The organism is Parabacteroides hominis (genome assembly GCF_014287585.1).
GTDB lineage: Bacteria > Bacteroidota > Bacteroidia > Bacteroidales > Tannerellaceae > Parabacteroides > Parabacteroides hominis.
Map to the genome: position 1 here is coordinate 18,145 of NZ_JACOOJ010000028.1, position 17,063 is coordinate 35,207.

The following is a 17,063-nucleotide window of genomic DNA, read 5'->3' on the forward strand; positions in this document are numbered from 1 at the left end:
TTACGTTTTGACAAATGTAATCCCTTTCACAGGAATACGCAAACAAGGCGGATGGCAATTTTCTATAGCCCTTATAAATTATATCTATCTGAAAGATAAACAGAAATGTGTGATATCATACATTTCTTCAGAACATATTGCCTACTTTTGAAGTTAGATAAATATAACAAAGATTTTACTAATATGTGTCTCGCAATACCTGGAAGAATACTGAGCCTCGATGACTCCATCCCTGAGCTTAAAATGGCTAAAGTGGATTTTAGCGGAATCGTAAAAAATATATGTGTCCAATGGGTCGACGTTTCCATTGGCGACTACGTGTTGGCTCATGCCGGTATGGCCATTTCCGTTGTCAATGCGGAAGAGGCGGAAGAAACGCTGAAAGATTTAAAGCAATTGACAATTGACTGTTAAATGCGGATAAGAGCCAAACTAAATTGTCCATTGTCATGAAATACATAGACGAATACAGAGATAAAGAGCAAGTACAATCGCTCGTCCGGGCTATCCGGCAGGTGGTGACGAGGCCCTGGCATATCATGGAGATATGCGGGGGGCAGACACATGCCATCGCCCGTTATCGCCTGGAAGAGATGTTGCCGGAGGAAGTCAAGCTGTTGCATGGGCCGGGCTGTCCGGTTTGTGTCACGCCGGTCGGAATCATTGACCGCGCGATCGGGCTGGCCAAGCGGCCAGATGTCATACTGGCCTCTTTCGGTGATATGATGCGCGTACCGGGAAGCCGGGAAGACCTGTTACAGGTCAAGGCCAATGGGGCGGATATCCGTATGTTGTATTCACCTTTGGATGCCGTCAGTCTGGCAGCCGGCCATCCTGACAAGAAAGTCATATTCTTCGCGATCGGTTTTGAAACGACCGCTCCCGTACACATGATGGCTTTGAAGGAGGCCGTACGGAGGAAGTTGGAAAATTTCTACCTGCTTACCTCCCTGTTCACTGTGCCGCCTGCCATCGAGGCGATCCTCTCCGATCCTGAATCGCGTGTCGACGGCTTCCTGACAGCGGGGCATGTTTGTGCCATCACCGGAAATGAGGCGTATCATCTCCTCGCTAAGAAATATAAAACACCGATGGTCGTGACAGGATTCGAACCTGCCGACCTGCTTTTAGGCATTTACCGTTGTTTGCTTCAACTGGAAGCAGGTATATATAAGGTAGAGAATGCTTATAAACGCGCCGTACCCGAAGAAGGAAATCCGGCGGCCCGCGCCTTGATGGACGAAACACTGGAACTTTGCGACCAGGAATGGCGAGGCATCGGAGTTATTCCGCAAAGCGGATTACAACTGAAAGAGATATTTGCACGGCAAGACGCTTCACACTTTCTCCCCGTGCCTGAAGCGGTCAGTAATGCCGAGGATGAGTCGGCGTATCAAGTCCGCCCTGACAAAAAACCGTCGAGCATGGGAAGGGGACGGTGCATCGCCGGTGATATTATGCGAGGGACGAAACAAACAAAAGACTGTCCCTTCTTCGGAACGCTCTGCACGCCCGACCACCCGGTCGGCGCGCCGATGGTTTCCTCGGAAGGTGTCTGTGCGGCTTATTATAGATATAAATAGATTCAGAATATGATAACGACAAATTGCCCCATTCCTTTCTCCGGTTCCGACTGCGTGCTATTGGCACACGGTGGCGGCGGACGAATGACACATCAACTGATAAGCAGCATCTTCTATCCTGCTTTCCGCAATCCTCTGTTGGAACAGGATCATGACGGATGCGTCTTTCAGGTAGAGGCCGGACGGATGGCCTGCTCGACCGATTCGTTTGTGGTCGACCCTGTTTTTTTCCCTGGTGGAGATATAGGCGACTTAGCGGTCAATGGGACCGTAAACGACTTAGCTTGCTGCGGCGCCCGTCCGCTTTACCTGACTGCCGGCTTTATCTTGGAAGAGGGATTGCCTCTTGCCGACCTCCGGCGCATCGTCCTGTCGATGAAGGCGGCAGCCGAACGTGCCGGCGTGCAGATCGTCGCCGGCGACACGAAGGTGGTGGAACGGGGCAAATGCGACAAACTCTTCATCAATACAAGCGGTATCGGCGTCGTACCCGAAGGTGTCCGCATTGCCCCCGACAGGGCGCAACCCGGCGACGTGGTCATCTGTAGCGGACCGATCGGCGTACATGGCATCACCATCCTCTCCGCCCGTGAAAGTCTGGGTTTTGAAACAAATCTGAAAAGTGACACAGCTTCGTTAAACAATATGATTGACGGGTTGTTAAAAGATATAGAGGAAGTCCATGTCCTGCGCGATCCGACACGAGGCGGCGTAAGCGGAACGTTGAACGAAATCGCACAGGCAGCCGGTGTGGAAATCGTCCTGGATGAAGCGTCGCTACCCATTCCCGATGCCGTACGCGGCGCTTCGGAGATATTAGGTCTCGATCCGCTCTATATAGCAAACGAAGGATTGGTGCTGGTGATCCTGCCGGAAGAAAAGGCGGAACAGGCACTTGCCATCATGCGGAACTGCCCGGAAGGAAAGAATGCCGCCATCATCGGCCGTATTCCGGAAAAGGGCAATGCTTTGGTTAAAATGAAGACGTTGTATGGTAATTACAGGATTGTCGATATGCTCAGCGGCGAACAGTTGCCGAGGATATGCTGATACAGGTGCCAACCGAGGCTTCGACACCATGCCAACTAATAAATGTTAAAACATTAACAAGTTAAGATATGGAACACAAAAGACCGTCTATCTACGAAGAATGCCTGCAGAAAGGCATCTCCCGCCGGGATTTCCTGAAATTCTGTACCACTGTTGCCGCTCTGATCGGACTCGAATCCAGTGGAGTGGCACAAGTAGTAAAAGCACTGGAAACGAAGCCCCGGCTCCCTGTCATCTGGCTTCACTTGCAGGAATGCACCTGCTGTAGCGAATCGTTCATCCGCTCTTATCATCCCACGGTAGGCAACCTGCTGTTCGATAATATCTCGCTTGACTATACGGAAACGCTGATGGCCGCCTCCGGCTTCCAGGCCGAAGCCTGCAAGGAGGAGACCATGAAGAAGTATTGGGGTGAATACATCCTGATGATCGAAGGTTCTATCCCGACCAAAGACGAGGCGTATTGTTGCGTCGGCGGAAAGAGTGCCATGCAGATCGTCGAGGAGTGTGCCGAAGGGGCGAAAGCGATCATTGCGTGGGGCAACTGCGCCTCTGCCGGTTGCGTGCAGGCTGCCAATCCGAACCCCACCGGGGCAAAAGCCATCCACAAGCTGATCAAAGGGAAGCCGCTGATGAACGTGCAGGGCTGCCCTCCCATCGCCGATGTTATGACAGGCGTGATCGTCTACATGCTGACCTACGACCGTATGCCGCAACTTGACGCCCTCGGACGCCCGAAGATGTTCTATAGCCGCCGCGTGCACGACACGTGTTACCGCCGTGCCAATTTCGATGCCGGCCTGTTTGTCGAAAGTTTCGACGACGAGAACGCCAAACGGGGCTACTGCCTGTATAAGGTCGGCTGTAAAGGGCCGAACACCTATAATGCTTGCGGTATCATCAAATGGAACGAAAGCACCAGCTATCCGATCCAGAGCGGACACCCTTGCCTGGGCTGTAGTGAAGCGGGATTCTGGGATATGAGCCCCTTCTACAAGCGATTGCCCGATGTACACGGTTTCGGTATCGAAGCGACTGCCGACCAGATCGGCCTGGCTGTCGGTGCCGCCACGGTCGCCGGTATCGCCGTGCATGCCGTAGCCACCAACATCCGCAAGAAAGAGTTGATCGACAACGACGAGCCCGAAAGCAAATCGACTGTCTAATCTTCATCTCTTAATTCTTAATTATCAATTATTAATTCAAAAAAGCCATGTCAGAAAGAATAGTAGTAGACCCGCTTACCCGCATAGAAGGCCATCTGCGGATCGAAGCCGATATAGAGAACGGAAAGATTAAAGACGCCTATAGCTCCGGCACGATGGTGCGCGGAATCGAAACGATCGTGAAAGACCGCGACCCGCGTGACGCCTGGGTATTCGTAGGACGTGTATGCGGGGTGTGTACCTCCATCCATTCGCTTTGTTCCGTACGGGCGGTAGAAAACGCGTTCGATATCGTCATCCCGCCTAATGCCGAGATGGTGCGTAATATCATGACTGCCGTGCTGTATATGCACGACCATGTTGTCCATTTCTACCAGTTGCACGCGCTCGACTGGGTGGATGTCGTTTCCGCCCTTAAAGCCGATCCCGCCGAGGCTTCGCTGCTTGCGCAGAAACTCTCTCCCTGGCCAAAAAGCTCCACCGGCTATTTTACGGCACTGAAAGAACGGCTCACGAAGTTCGTGGGAAGCGGACAGTTAGGAATCTTCGCCAACGGGTACTGGGGGCATCCGGCCTATAAGCTGACTCCCGAACAGAACCTGATCGCAGTCGCCCACTATCTCGAAGCCCTCGAATGGCAAAAAGAAATCGTCAAGGTACATGCCGTATTCGGCGGTAAGAACCCGCATCCCAATTATCTGGTAGGCGGCATGCCGTGCAGTATCGACCTGAACGAAGCCAACGCGATCAACACCGAACGCCTGGACCTGGTCAAACAAAAGTTACAAGAGGCAAAGACCTTTATCGACCAGGTGTATATCCCCGACCTGCTGATGATCGCCAATGTCTACAAGGACGAATGGAGCAAGTTAGGCGGCGGTGTGAAGAACTACCTCGCCTATGGCGATTTCCCGATGTACGAATACGGGGAGACGGACAACTACAAGATGCCGCGCGGGATCGTCCTGGACCGCGACCTGTCGAAAGTGCATCCGGTCGATGCCAACTCTCCGGAAGAAATAAAAGAGTATATCTATCACTCCTGGTATAACTATACGCAGGGCGATAAAGCCGGCCTGCACCCGTACGACGGCGAAACGAACCTGAACTATACAGGTCCCCGCCCCCCTTACACGCATCTGAATGTTGAAGACAAATACAGCTGGATCAAGACGCCGCGCTGGAAAGAGGAACCGATGGAAGTCGGCCCGCTCGCCCGTATGATCGTTGCCTATGCCGCCGGCAAGGAGCCGCAAAAATCGCTGATCGACGACACGCTGAAACAACTCGACCTGCCTGCCGAAGCGCTCTTCTCCACCCTCGGACGTACAGCTGCCCGCGGGCTGGAAACGAAGCTCACGGCCGATTGGGCGCTTGAGTTTTACGACCGCCTGATCAAGAACCTCGAAAACGGCGACTCCCGTATGGTCAACCATTATATGTGGGAAAGCGAAGCGTGGCCGAAACATGCCCAAGGCGTCGGCCTGACGGAAGCGCCTCGCGGTGCTTTAGCACACTTTATCGTGATCGAGAACAACAAGGTGAAGAACTACCAGATGGTCGTACCGACTACCTGGAACGCTTCTCCACGTGACGAAATTGGCAAACTGTCCGCTTATGAATCAGCCCTGATCGGTACGCCGATACATGATCCGAAGCAGCCGTTGGAGATTCTCCGTACCATCCACTCGTTCGATCCCTGTCTGGCATGTGCCGTGCACCTGTATGACGAAGAGGGGAAATATGTGCATCAAATGGACACGTTCTAAAAAAGCAGTTCAATGAAAAGTCGTAAGAAACGTTTAAGAGAAGTATATGTATGGGAGCTTCCCGTGCGTATCTATCACTGGCTGAATGCACTTTGTATCGTGATACTCTGCATCACCGGTTTTATCATAGCCGACCCGCCCGCCATCATGACGGAGACGGAGGCAAACTTCAGCTACTGGTTCGGCACGGTACGCTTCATCCATTTCGTGGCGGCGTTCGTGTTCTTTTTCAACTTCGTGTTCCGCTTGTACTGGGGGTTCGTCGGGAACCGATACGCGCGCTGGAACAACTTCATCCCGCTGAAGAAGTCGCAATGGAAGGAGATTCTCGAAGTGATCAAGGTGGATATCCTGATGATTAAGAACAAGCCGGTGGACAGTATCGGGCATAATGCGCTGGCAAGCGTTATTTACTTCGGTACGTTCTGGGCGTTCCTGCTGCAATCCATTACCGGGTTCGGCCTGTATGCCAAGATGAGCGAGTCTGTCTTTCCGCAACTGTTCGCCTGGACTATTCCGTTGATGGGTGGCGACCTGATGGCCCGCGAGATCCATCATTTCCTGATGTGGTTCTTCATCCTTTTCGCCATCGTGCATATTTATCTGGTGTTCTACCATGATTATATCGAGCAGCGCGGTGAAACGTCCTCTATTATCGGTGGCTGGAAGTTCATCGAAGAAGAGATTGCAGACAAGGAAGAGGTAACGGAAAATGCAGAAGTAATCACTAAATCCGCCCGTAAGAATGAATAAGGATATATTGGTATTGGGTGTCGGCAACCTGCTGTTGAAGGACGAAGGAGTCGGCATCCATGTAATACGGGCCCTCGAAAAGGAGGAACTTCCTCCTAACGTCTCCCTGATGGACGGTGGTACGGGTGGCCTGCATCTGATAAGCTGGATACAGGATTATAACCGGATCATCATGGTCGACGCAACGCTCGACCACAATCCTCCGGGAACGATCCGCCTGATCCGTCCCCGCTATGCGACGGACTTTCCGCCCCTGATGAGTGCGCATGAAGTCGGCCTTCGCGACATGATCGAAGCCATGATATTGACGGAGAAGCTGCCGGACATACAACTGATCGTTGTCTCTGCCGAAGACATCAGCGAGGTCGGAATGGAACTGACCCCTGCGGTCGAAGCGGCTGTCCCGGAAGTGGTGGAAATGGTCAAACAAATCATACAATGATTCTATCATAAATGTTCTATTGAGGGACTTACCTGTCACGCGGGACAAAAGGCCTGCCAGGTATCAGTTTACTGTACATGTTTCGTGTGTTTTTAGTTTAGTAATCCAATAAGGAACAAATATGCAAAAAAAAGAGCTGCCCCCTTTGACAGGAACAGCTCTTTTTTGCTAATAATCTAATGATTAACTCTTCTTCAATACCTTAGTCAGCTCTTGCGGGGTTACATTGGCGGCGATAATAACACCCTTGTCGTCGATCAGGAAGTTGCGGAATCCCTTCTGCAGGTTATACTTCCCGAATAGTTCTGACTTTCTGCCAAGTTCTTCATGAAATTGCTTTGTGCCTTCCAGTTTGTCGGCTTTTACCGTTTCGGTAAAAATGGATTCTTTCTCGTCCAAAGAGATCGAATACATCGCAATCTTGTCTGAACTCAACTTGTTGACTTCATTCCATAATTGAACGTTACGGGCCCGCGATTCAGCATCGTAAGCTGCCCAGAAATTCAGCAATGTGTAACGTCCTGAATGATTTTGGAAACTGAAATTGCTTTCGTTTCCTAAAGACTCTATTCTCGGAGCAAGGTCGCCAGGGTTAATACCGACTGTCGGCTTTGCGTTTTTAGTCCCGGCAGACACTGCAAGCAGCGCAACCGCAACAAAGAGAACATAAGCTCTTACTTTCATATCATCATTTTTATGTTAAACTTAATCGGAGCATTATTTTGAAAATTCCTCTCCGACTCCTGATTTTCAGGAAGTAAACAAGGGCTTCACCTTCGCTAAGGAATCGCTTTCTTGTTCTTAACGGTTGCAAATATACGGGCAAAAGCCCTTTTCTGCCAAATGATATAACACTTTTCTGCCAAAAAGCAAGATTTTTTATATGTTTTATTGCACCAATAGAACGAAAACAGTATGTTTTGCAGCATATCATTAATCTTATTTCACATATACTCGTCGATCGACTCAGCCAAAACTTATTGTCTTATTGTCTCTTTTTTCAAAATACCCGGTAGTCTAAATCGAAACTCATACCCATAAAAATCGAATTTATAGGGCATATATTTACAATTGCATGCGCGGATAATATTTATTAATAATTTTATACATATTATAATGCTGATTATCAAGAATGTATAATATAGCCCTTAAAAGAGGGGGATATTGTATTTTTTTTCTTCTTACCCTAAAAATAAATACCTTTTTCTCTTGCTTATTCCATAATTTGCTCTACATTTGCAGTGTACTAATAAACTAATACACTAAAGAAGCAAATCTATGATTACAATTAAAGACGCAAGTCTCAGCTACAAACGCAATAATCCTGTCATCGACAGGATTGACCTGGATATCCAACCGGGTTGCATCTATGGTCTGTTAGGAAAAAACGGCGAAGGAAAGACCACGCTGTTGAACGTCCTGAGCGGACAGCTTTTCCTAAACGAAGGGACATGCCACGTATTCGGTGAAGATCCGGCTAAACGGAATGCAGGATTGCTGCAAAAGCTGTTTCTGTTGCCGGAGGAAATCAATATGCCGGATGTGACGGCCATGCAGTATATCCGGATGTATGCACCTTTCTACCCTACTTTCAGCCATGATATTCTGAAAGCCTGTTTCGAATCGTTTGAAGTCGACTTCTCCGCCCGTCTCAAAAAAATGTCACAAGGCCAGCGGAAAAAGATCGCGATCACATTGGCCCTTGCCGTTCACACCCCGCTCCTGTTGATGGACGAACCGACCAACGGATTGGATATCCCTTCCAAAGATGTGTTCAGGAAGCTATTGGCCTCTTTTACGAACGAGGAACAGACGGTTATCATTTCGACTCATCAGGTGCGTGACCTGGAAAGCCTGATCGATGCGGTTCTTATTCTGGATAATAAAAAAATCATTCTGAATAGCAGATTGAACGAGATCAGCCGTAAACTCTTTTTCCGCCTTACGAACCCTGAAGAAGATGTTTTGTACCGGAACCAGACTCCGTTCGGCCTCATGGGAGTCGGCGAAAATACCGATGGCGAGGAAACTCCTGTTTCACTGGAACTCTTGTTTAATGCAGCAACCCTGCATCCTCAAGAAATTAAAAGAATATTCAACCGATAAATCATTTACAGCCATGAACGATAAAATTAGTTTACAACGAATCAAATTACTGCTGCGTGCAGACTGGATAGAACACAGAACGCAAGTGTCTTTTGTCATCGGCTCTTTCCTTGCGGCCTTTATTGTTTTCTTTCTGATCACTTTGCAAGGAGATGCGACAACAAAAGAATTTATCAGGAAACAGTATTTCTTTTATGGACTGGGCTTATTCGGGTCTTTCATTTATTATTGCCGCTATATCGGGGCGAAGGTGCACGAACCCAAAGGGTTGTTTCTGACTCTTCCTGCCAATACAATGGAGAAATTTAGTGCATTCTTGTTGGAAGGATTCATTTTGATTGCCGTTTTCCATCTTTTGTTATGGCCGGCATTATACGTCATATCTCTGACAGTACCCGGCTATTCCGTCATAAGTTTTTTCGATATAATGAGAACGTTCAAAATCTCTTTGCCGATTATCGCTTTTTTATCTTCACTTGTCTTCCTTTCCTACATTACTTTTCGGAAACATGCTTTTCCGGCGGTCATTCTCGCCTATACATTATTATTAGGAGGCACGATATTTATGATCAAAAAAATTGTGATCGAGGCATTAGGTTCACAACAAGGAGTATTTACGGAAATGACACCAATGTATTATACGGTGAACTTCCTGGTCCGATACCACGTAATCGCTTTTGTGGCAGCAACTCTCGGCATACTTTATATTGCTTATCTCAAACTAAAAGAAAAGGAATTAAGATGAACTATAATACTAATCAATCCATATTTGTCCAGATAGCCGAACGTATTTGCGACCGGGTGTTGAGCGGTGATTACCAGGCAGACGCCCGCATCCCCTCGGTCCGCGAACTGGCTGTTGAAATGGAGGTGAACCCCAATACCGTCATGCGCTCGTACGAACGTTTGCAAGCTAACGGAATCATCTACAATAAAAGAGGCATAGGCTATTTCATCTCGCCCGATGCAGAAAAAGAAATACGACGGATGCGGCATAACCAGTTTGTGGAAGAAGTCCTCCCGTCAGTCTTCAAAGAAATGCACCTGTTGGGTGTCGATCTGGAAGAACTGGCAAACGCTTACAATCAATATTCAACAACAATAAATTCCGATAATCATGAAAAGAAGTAATATATTATTAATCCTGCTTTTTGCTCTCCTGTATGTGATCCCTTTTTTAGTATGGATGTACTTCGTTTATGCCGGAGACAAATCTTATACCGGCATATCCGATAAATACCAAGTAGTCAAAATAGACAACCCGGATCTTACAGCCAATCAGGTAGCCATAGACACTCAAAGGGCATCTGCCTTCCCGAAACGAGAGATGCTGGAAACTTCGAGACGAAGCTACCTGTATTATAAAGGTAATAAACAATATCTGCCCGAAGTCTCTGTCTATGGCGACACGATCCGAATCGGCAAAGCACAGGATGCAAAAGATAAAGACCTTACATTAAACATCCATATGGCCAAACTTAAAACCGTTCTGCTGAACGGACAAGTGATCTGGGAGAAATAAAAATCCAATTGCTAATTATCAAACAACAGCGAAGACTTTCCCTGTCCGATGGGGAAAGTCTTCGCTGTTAATATTCAGTATCGGTCTTTCGGATTTATTTATCACTGTAAGGCGAAGGCATCGGCATACCTTCCTTTATATATTCGTCATATACAACAGTCGGATGATCCTGCGGAGATGTGACATTATATTCTTCTTTGAAGTTATCGCGACGGAAGTTCTTCAGTTTCAGATTTTCCGAACTGTAAGTACGCAAGGTTTGCCTTTTATTCCCGGTTAGGGAACTTTCCACTACTTCCGAATCCAAAATATTCATTTTCGGAGTGAGGGACGGCAAAAGCTTCTGTTCGAGTAAACCGCGATAGGCCCCGATGTATTCACACCATACAGCATTTCCACGCGTAAAAATACGATAGGTATAATTGGACCATGCTGTCCGGATGTGGATTTCATGTTGCCAGATTTCAATACAGGCTTCTGAATCGTAGTTCGGGTCCTTGATCGTTACCCGCTCCAATCCATGCATCTTTTCCAGGATTTTCGTTTGCCATTTGTCTGAATGCATTATTTCAGCAATAATCTCAGGCAATCTTTCCTTAATTTCAAACTGAATCTTCATCTTCGTGTGCCTGCCAGTCAGGACTTCTTAAGGTTGCCAGGTTCTGTTATTAATACAATATCTCTAAATCAACAACAATAAATACACGTGGTTTGTTTACAAAACAATCGTTTTTTGTACATATCTCGTGCATCTTTGTTTCACAATATAATACTATGCCATCATTTCGCGGCAGATTGACCACATATAAACGTCTATTTGTAACTTTCGTAAAGATAATAGTAAAATATCATTTATCAAAGAGAATTCCTTTTTTTTGATGCCCTATTTTTATTTGTAACCCGCATATCGGAATTGGATTTTAAATATTATCTTTGCGATAGATAATAATAACAAATATTTTAGCGTATCAGGGTAAGAGTATAATGTTTGCTTATGGAATTCATACTAATCATAGAGACGATAATCTGTGTCATTCTTCTATTGCTTTTGGTCAGAAGTAACAGAAAGCAGACCTCATATAAAGCCAGGGAAGCTAAAATTATAGATTCCCAGCAATTTTGCCTGAACATATTGGATAATCTCCCTTTTCCCGTATTTGTCAAGGACATCAATGACGATTTCAGATATAAACTTTGGAACAAAGAAGCCGAAAAGAAATCAGGGACAAAGCGGGAAGATATTTTGGGACGCTCCGATTTTGATATATACGGCGAAGAACGCGGTCGCAAGTATCGCCAAATAGATGAGCAACTGGTAAAGAACAAAGTCGAATACCAAGCAGAAGACGATTATATTACGCCTGACGGAACAGTACACAATACGATCGTAAACAAGTCTGTTATAACATTGGGAAATAATCACTGGCTTTTGGTTGTCCGCTGGGATATCACACAGATAAAAGAATATGAGAAAGAACTGATCCAGGCTAAAGAAGAACTGGAAAATGCAATAAAAAACCAAAATCTGGTACTGAACAGCATCAATTTCGGACTCGTGTTTGTCGATAAAAACTATGTCGTCCAATGGGAATCGACAGCCAACTTGCATGAGATCGCCAAAGGAAGGCATTATAGTGCCGGAAAAGTTTGTTATCAGACAGTGATGGGACGTGAAGCACCTTGTTTGCAGTGTGCTTTAAGTAAAGCGATAGAAACAGGGAAACCGGTACGCCACGAGTTAACCGAAAAAGACACGGTTATCGAAATCAGCGCCATCCCGGTTTATGCAAACACCGGAGAAATACAAGGCGGTCTGATGAAGATCGAAGATATCTCGGATAAAAAACGTATCGAGCGTCTGCAATACGAAGTAAAGAAGGCTGATGAAGCCAACCGTTTGAAATCGGCCTTTTTAGCAAATATGAGCCATGAGATCCGTACACCTTTGAATGCTATCATAGGCTTCTCCAACCTACTGATCGAGACAGACGATCCTGAAGAAAAAAAGGAGTTTGTCCATATCATCACCTCTAACAACGAGCTGTTGCTACAACTGATAAACGATATTATCGATATGTCCAAAATAGAATCCGGAACCCTCGATTTCACCTATTCCGACACGGATATCAATCAGTTGCTGGAAGATATTTGTCAGCAAATGAAAATGAGAAACACAAGGCCGGAATCTGTTAAAATCGAATTCGTACAAAGGCAATCCGAATGTATTATCAATACGGATAGTAACCGTATCATGCAAGTCATGATCAATTTCATAACCAATGCCATGAAATTTACCGAACAGGGCAGCATCACCTTCGGTTATGAAAAAACTGAAAAAGACATCTGCTTTTTTGTTAAAGATACTGGAATCGGAATACCGTCAGACAAGAAAGACCAGATATTCGACCGCTTCGTCAAATTGAACACTTTCGCGCAAGGAACAGGGCTTGGACTGTCCATATGCGTCATGATTGTTGAAAAATTCGGAGGTACAATCGGCGTAGATTCCCAGGAAGGTGAAGGGTCGACCTTTTGGTTCCGTTTGCCCCTCTGAAATAAATCCGATTTTTTTTATACTTTTGCCTTCATTAATAGGATTAGTCAATGCTTAAATATTTTGTTGTATTTGCGGGAGCCTCTTTGTTTGCTATTTCTTTGCCGGCAAAGGCTCAGGAGCAACGCGATATTGTTGCGCTCTCCTCTGAAGAAATAACGACTCCTTCAGATACCGTGCCTCGAAAGGAGGCTGTCATCGTAGACGGAGTGAAATTGAACGAAAAGCAGTTGAAACGCTACTACCGTCAATTGCGTAAAGATTCCATCCGGGCTCACAAAAATATATGGTGGTCCGTACTGGGTGGCCCTTCATATACGCCGGAAGCTTCGTTTGGTGTGGGCGGTGCTGTCCTTGCCAGCTTCCGGATGAATAAACAGGACACGATTTCCCAACGCTCTTTCCTGCCTGCCGGTTTGAATTTGTCTATAAACGGGACCATTGTCGTCGCAGGCGCCGGAACGTTTTTCTTCAATGAGAACCGTTTCCGTATCTATATGAATTATGGTTACCGGAACGAACCTTCACACTATTACGGGAAAGGATTTGAAAAGGCGGAGAATCTCGAAAGGGGCGATTCTACTACCCGGTTTCATCGAAGCTATTTTCAATTGTATCCGCGATTTGTATGGGAAGTCCGTCCGCATTTCTATTTAGGCGGCTTGTTTGATCTGAACTACACAAAAGTTTCGGATGTTAATCCGGTAATGAAAAATGATCCCTATTACCAGAAATTCAAAAGCAAAGATTCGGATGAATGCAAATATTTCAACGTCGGTATCGGCGGGCTTATCCAATATGACACTCGCGACGATGTGGCGACACCTACGCGCGGTATGTTGTTAGGAGCCAATTTCAAACTGTTCGGTAAATATTTAGGAGGTGCTTATAACTACGAGATTATCGAGCTTGAATACCGACAATTTAAAAACGTATTCCGTCCGCGTAGTACACTTGCCTGGATCGCCAAAAGTCAAATCGGTTTAGGGGACGTTCCTTTTACGGAACTCCCGACTTTCGGTTCTCCTTTCGACCTTCGCGGTTATTATATGGGCAAGTACCGGGATAAGTCGATGGCTTACGGAATCGTTGAATATCGTCATATGTTCGGCTCCCCGGCTAAATACAAAAGCGGGAACTTCTGGGCAAAATGCGGTTTTGTAGCATGGGTTGGAACCGGAACGATCGGGGAAACTCCTTTTGACTGGAATAAATGGAAACTCAACTTCGGAGCCGGCCTTCGCTTTCAGATGCAGCCGGGAAAGAATTTCAGACTGGATATAGGCAAAGAACCCGGACAGCCGGGCATGCAGGTCTATATGAATATGACAGAGGCTTTTTAAGAAGGAAGATAAATCCAACTTTCTAATAGACATAATTTAGGCACGGATTACAGGAAAGAAAATAAGTTGATCCGTGTAAATCCGTAAAATCCGTACCTCAAAAAATCGTGATGTCAGAATGACATTCGCATCATAAAGCGAACACCTTTCGTCTGGATACCCGGATGATCGCGATAGTTCAAACGCCAGACATAATCAAGACGAAGGAACTTAAAGATGTTTTCAATGCCGACACTGGCTTCCATATAGGGAGCTTTACCAAACGTGTACGAACCGTCAGGGAAAAGATACAGGCCGTCTCCCCCATTCATCGGGTTGTTTTTCGCCGTCAGATGTCCCCACATCCCACGGAAACAAAATACCTCTCTCCATTTCAACTTCTTGACAAGCGGCAGGCGGTTCAGCAAGTTTCCGTTCATGTAGTACGTCAAATCCCAAGAGGCATATTCGTCGCTGATGAACTCCATCGCGTTCATATTCGTATAAGATTCCGGCTGGATCGTATAAGAAAGATTGGCATTCGGCAGGATCAACAAAGGATATGGAACCTTGTTCCATACTTTCCCCGCTTTCGTGATTAGATCGATATAGCCGAAAGCCGAGAACCAGAAACGCTTCTGAATACCGATATCCGTACGGTGATAATCGTACGACGAACCCAGCAAATCTTTCTTTGCCATTACATGGCTGAAGTTGAAGATCAGCGCATCGAAAGTAATCGGATAGCGAAGGTTACGCGTCTGGTAGAACTTTTCATCTTTGGCATAACGGAACTTCAATTCCAGTTCTGTCATATCATAACTCTTAACCGGGCTGATGATACCATCCGGCCCGATCCGGTCGAACACGGCATATTCGGTTGCATATTCACGACGGTTACGGATGACAGCCCCATAAGCCAGACCATTATAATGTTCGTGATAGTAGGTCAGTTCGGCTTGCCGCAGATAAGTGGCCCGCGTATCTTTCTGGCGTTTCCAGGCCAGGAACATATTATCCTTGCTGGCATACATATATTGCTGTCCTAACTGGTTGATATCGTACATATATTCCAGGCGGATCGAGTTTAGCGGGAACTCCTTGCGGTATTCTTTACGATCATTGAATGAGTACTCGACAAGAGCATCATATTTCAGCTTTTCGTCTTTTGTTCCATACGCCATATATCCGTCAAAGAACAGGTTCTTGCTAAACGCCGTCGTCGTTGTCCCTCCCACACGGAAACGGGCCCCTTCGATCGCATTACCACTGATTGCCGTATTCATGGGGCCGAACTCGAACTTGCTTTTCAGCGGGTCCTTATTAGTCGGGATATAGCCGGACACAAGAACCGATACAACTTTTTCCGTTATATAAAAGATCGGAACAGAACGGAATTTAGCCATCAGCTTTTCGACCGAGTTCGGATTCTTCTTTATCGCCTCTTCCGGGCGGTTGCTTGTCCAGAAATCCTCCGATTGCTGATAGGCGTCCTTCAGCGTGATGACAGGTGCGCTCTCCTTAAACACAAGCGCCCGTTCGGCATCGGGTTCATCGAAAGAATGGTTGCTGTAGATATTCAGTCGCCGCGCATACATGCCTTTTGATTTCTCGCTCAATTTGAAGTTGACATTGATGTCGTCCTTCGTAATGATCCGGGTACTGTCGGGCGTACGTTCGAATGTTTGCTCGATCGTCATTCCGGAAACGAAGTTCAGGTTGATGTCTTTAGGAACATTCAGAATTGCCTTCTGTACAAAGAATGTGGAATCGAGCGTAACAAACAGATGGCCGGTGAAACCGAATGTCTCCGAGTTGAAAGGGACAAACCCTAAATCCACACATTTCTGTCCGTTCACATTTAATGTATCGAGCAGATAATATTTGTAATAATTCGGTCCGATAGTAGACAACGGACTGACAAACCGCTGTAAAAACAAAGGGATATCATTCTTGAAAATATCGACTTCCCGGAAAACCTCGTTCAAAAACTGCTGGATACCATCACGCGAGAATATTTCATCCACACCGGATGATTTGTTCCCTTTTACAATACGTTTCTCCGACTTCGGCTCTTTACGGTAATAGATAGATTCCACCTTTTCCTTTTCCGATACCGGAAGGATAGTCGTACCGATATCAAGCGTATCGACAAAATCGATCAAGAAATCGAATTTGCCCGGTTTTCCGTTCTTTTTGGGTTTGGGATGATAATCGTTCATCGCAAAGACCATCTTCTCATATTGATCGTATTGGAAATAATCGTGGTTACGCGGATCATTGCTTTCCCGTGAGGCAATAACCTGCTTTACGAACTTAACGGCCGGATTCTCTTTTTTGCTGTATTTCTCTTTCTTGGGCTTTACGACGACTTCATTCAAAGTAATTCCGTTCGGAGCCAATTTTATTTTCAGATTATTCGTTTTACCCGGAACAACCTTCACTTCTTTCGTATCGTACCCTAAGTAAGATACTTCCAGATTTTTGACATCGGTCGATGCGGAGAATGAAAAGTTACCATCCCCGTCAGTTGCCGTTCCTATTGTCGTCCCTTTAAATATAAGAGAAACGTAGGGTAACCCCTCCCCCGTAATCGAATCGGTTACAATTCCTTTTATGATCGTATTCTGTCCGTTTGCTATCCATACCGTAAACAAGGATGCCAGCAAAAAAACAATCTTCTTCCCCATCACAATTTCTTATCCTTTTATTTTTACTTTATCCCTAAATAAACCGCTGCAAAAGTATAACAGATTCTTTTTACAGAGTGTTCCAAAACACGCACATTATATTCCA

Annotated in this window: 16 protein-coding genes; 13 read left to right on the top strand and 3 right to left on the bottom strand. The window is 46.2% G+C overall.

Annotated elements, in window-relative coordinates:
- The first annotated feature begins 183 nt into the window (after positions 1–183).
- The 7 genes from H8S65_RS14395 (at position 184) to H8S65_RS14425 (ending at position 6,763) form a co-directional block, all read left to right on the top strand.
- Positions 184–414: a HypC/HybG/HupF family hydrogenase formation chaperone gene (locus H8S65_RS14395; protein WP_186930608.1), complete on the top strand. Its 231-nt coding sequence runs from the start codon at positions 184–186 to the stop codon at positions 412–414.
- 35 nt (positions 415–449) lie between these two features.
- A complete protein-coding gene (hypD, locus tag H8S65_RS14400; protein ID WP_186930609.1) occupies positions 450–1,583 on the top strand; it encodes a hydrogenase formation protein HypD in 1,134 nt (377 codons plus the stop codon).
- A gap of 9 nt (positions 1,584–1,592) precedes the next feature.
- Positions 1,593–2,633 (top strand): hydrogenase expression/formation protein HypE, encoded by a 1,041-nt coding sequence (gene hypE / locus H8S65_RS14405; protein ID WP_186930610.1) that lies wholly within the window; start codon positions 1,593–1,595, stop codon positions 2,631–2,633.
- Positions 2,634–2,701: 68 nt separating this feature from the next.
- Positions 2,702–3,799, top strand: a complete 1,098-nt coding sequence (locus tag H8S65_RS14410) for a hydrogenase small subunit (RefSeq protein WP_186930611.1) — start codon at positions 2,702–2,704, stop codon at positions 3,797–3,799.
- 47 nt (positions 3,800–3,846) lie between these two features.
- On the top strand, positions 3,847–5,568 hold the full coding sequence (locus H8S65_RS14415) for a nickel-dependent hydrogenase large subunit (protein WP_186930612.1): 1,722 nt from the start codon (positions 3,847–3,849) through the stop codon (positions 5,566–5,568).
- A gap of 12 nt (positions 5,569–5,580) precedes the next feature.
- Positions 5,581–6,321, top strand: coding sequence for a Ni/Fe-hydrogenase, b-type cytochrome subunit (gene cybH / locus H8S65_RS14420; protein WP_186930613.1), 741 nt, complete (start codon positions 5,581–5,583; stop codon positions 6,319–6,321).
- Positions 6,314–6,763 (top strand): hydrogenase maturation protease, encoded by a 450-nt coding sequence (locus tag H8S65_RS14425; protein WP_186930614.1) that lies wholly within the window; start codon positions 6,314–6,316, stop codon positions 6,761–6,763. The genes cybH and H8S65_RS14425 overlap by 8 nt, the downstream gene beginning before the upstream one ends.
- Positions 6,764–6,946: 183 nt before the next feature.
- Here the strand turns inward: H8S65_RS14425 and H8S65_RS14430 are convergent, their stop codons facing one another.
- On the bottom strand, positions 6,947–7,447 hold the full coding sequence (locus H8S65_RS14430; RefSeq protein ID WP_186930615.1) for a thioredoxin domain-containing protein: 501 nt from the start codon (positions 7,445–7,447) through the stop codon (positions 6,947–6,949).
- A gap of 594 nt (positions 7,448–8,041) precedes the next feature.
- Between H8S65_RS14430 and H8S65_RS14435 the strand changes: the two genes are divergently transcribed.
- Genes H8S65_RS14435 through H8S65_RS14450 form a run of 4 tightly spaced genes read left to right on the top strand, consistent with a single transcriptional unit; the run spans position 8,042 to position 10,391 of the window.
- Positions 8,042–8,869, top strand: coding sequence for an ABC transporter ATP-binding protein (locus H8S65_RS14435; protein ID WP_186930616.1), 828 nt, complete (start codon positions 8,042–8,044; stop codon positions 8,867–8,869).
- Between the two features lie 13 nt (positions 8,870–8,882).
- Positions 8,883–9,614, top strand: coding sequence for a hypothetical protein (locus tag H8S65_RS14440; protein WP_186930617.1), 732 nt, complete (start codon positions 8,883–8,885; stop codon positions 9,612–9,614).
- Positions 9,611–10,000, top strand: a complete 390-nt coding sequence (locus H8S65_RS14445) for a GntR family transcriptional regulator (RefSeq protein WP_186930618.1) — start codon at positions 9,611–9,613, stop codon at positions 9,998–10,000. The genes H8S65_RS14440 and H8S65_RS14445 overlap by 4 nt, the downstream gene beginning before the upstream one ends.
- The gene (locus tag H8S65_RS14450; RefSeq protein ID WP_186930619.1) at positions 9,987–10,391 is read left to right on the top strand and encodes a hypothetical protein; all 405 of its coding nucleotides are present in this window, start codon (positions 9,987–9,989) and stop codon (positions 10,389–10,391) included. The genes H8S65_RS14445 and H8S65_RS14450 overlap by 14 nt, the downstream gene beginning before the upstream one ends.
- Before the next feature lie 94 nt (positions 10,392–10,485).
- Here H8S65_RS14450 and H8S65_RS14455 read toward each other — a convergent pair whose 3' ends face one another.
- Positions 10,486–11,010: a hypothetical protein gene (locus H8S65_RS14455; RefSeq protein ID WP_186930620.1), complete on the bottom strand. Its 525-nt coding sequence runs from the start codon at positions 11,008–11,010 to the stop codon at positions 10,486–10,488.
- 375 nt (positions 11,011–11,385) lie between these two features.
- Between H8S65_RS14455 and H8S65_RS14460 the strand changes: the two genes are divergently transcribed.
- Entirely contained in the window at positions 11,386–12,945 is a 1,560-nt protein-coding gene (locus H8S65_RS14460) for a PAS domain-containing sensor histidine kinase (protein ID WP_186930621.1), read from the top strand.
- 50 nt (positions 12,946–12,995) lie between these two features.
- On the top strand, positions 12,996–14,288 hold the full coding sequence (locus H8S65_RS14465; protein ID WP_186930622.1) for a BamA/TamA family outer membrane protein: 1,293 nt from the start codon (positions 12,996–12,998) through the stop codon (positions 14,286–14,288).
- A 113-nt stretch (positions 14,289–14,401) separates the two neighbouring features.
- Here the strand turns inward: H8S65_RS14465 and H8S65_RS14470 are convergent, their stop codons facing one another.
- A complete protein-coding gene (locus H8S65_RS14470; protein ID WP_186930638.1) occupies positions 14,402–16,957 on the bottom strand; it encodes a DUF5686 and carboxypeptidase-like regulatory domain-containing protein in 2,556 nt (851 codons plus the stop codon).
- Positions 16,958–17,063 lie beyond the last annotated feature (106 nt).

Excerpts from the sequence above, each read along its gene's own strand:
- H8S65_RS14395 (WP_186930608.1), top strand. The coding sequence starts at position 184 with ATGTGTCTCGCAATACCTGGAAGAATACTGAGCCTCGATGACTCCATC.
- hypD (WP_186930609.1), top strand. The coding sequence starts at position 450 with ATGAAATACATAGACGAATACAGAGATAAAGAGCAAGTACAATCGCTC.
- hypE (WP_186930610.1), top strand. The coding sequence starts at position 1,593 with ATGATAACGACAAATTGCCCCATTCCTTTCTCCGGTTCCGACTGCGTG.
- H8S65_RS14410 (WP_186930611.1), top strand. The coding sequence starts at position 2,702 with ATGGAACACAAAAGACCGTCTATCTACGAAGAATGCCTGCAGAAAGGC.
- H8S65_RS14415 (WP_186930612.1), top strand. The coding sequence starts at position 3,847 with ATGTCAGAAAGAATAGTAGTAGACCCGCTTACCCGCATAGAAGGCCAT.
- cybH (WP_186930613.1), top strand. The coding sequence starts at position 5,581 with ATGAAAAGTCGTAAGAAACGTTTAAGAGAAGTATATGTATGGGAGCTT.
- H8S65_RS14425 (WP_186930614.1), top strand. The coding sequence starts at position 6,314 with ATGAATAAGGATATATTGGTATTGGGTGTCGGCAACCTGCTGTTGAAG.
- H8S65_RS14430 (WP_186930615.1), bottom strand. The coding sequence starts at position 7,447 with ATGAAAGTAAGAGCTTATGTTCTCTTTGTTGCGGTTGCGCTGCTTGCA.
- H8S65_RS14435 (WP_186930616.1), top strand. The coding sequence starts at position 8,042 with ATGATTACAATTAAAGACGCAAGTCTCAGCTACAAACGCAATAATCCT.
- H8S65_RS14440 (WP_186930617.1), top strand. The coding sequence starts at position 8,883 with ATGAACGATAAAATTAGTTTACAACGAATCAAATTACTGCTGCGTGCA.
- H8S65_RS14445 (WP_186930618.1), top strand. The coding sequence starts at position 9,611 with ATGAACTATAATACTAATCAATCCATATTTGTCCAGATAGCCGAACGT.
- H8S65_RS14450 (WP_186930619.1), top strand. The coding sequence starts at position 9,987 with ATGAAAAGAAGTAATATATTATTAATCCTGCTTTTTGCTCTCCTGTAT.
- H8S65_RS14455 (WP_186930620.1), bottom strand. The coding sequence starts at position 11,010 with ATGAAGATTCAGTTTGAAATTAAGGAAAGATTGCCTGAGATTATTGCT.
- H8S65_RS14460 (WP_186930621.1), top strand. The coding sequence starts at position 11,386 with ATGGAATTCATACTAATCATAGAGACGATAATCTGTGTCATTCTTCTA.
- H8S65_RS14465 (WP_186930622.1), top strand. The coding sequence starts at position 12,996 with ATGCTTAAATATTTTGTTGTATTTGCGGGAGCCTCTTTGTTTGCTATT.
- H8S65_RS14470 (WP_186930638.1), bottom strand. The coding sequence starts at position 16,957 with ATGGGGAAGAAGATTGTTTTTTTGCTGGCATCCTTGTTTACGGTATGG.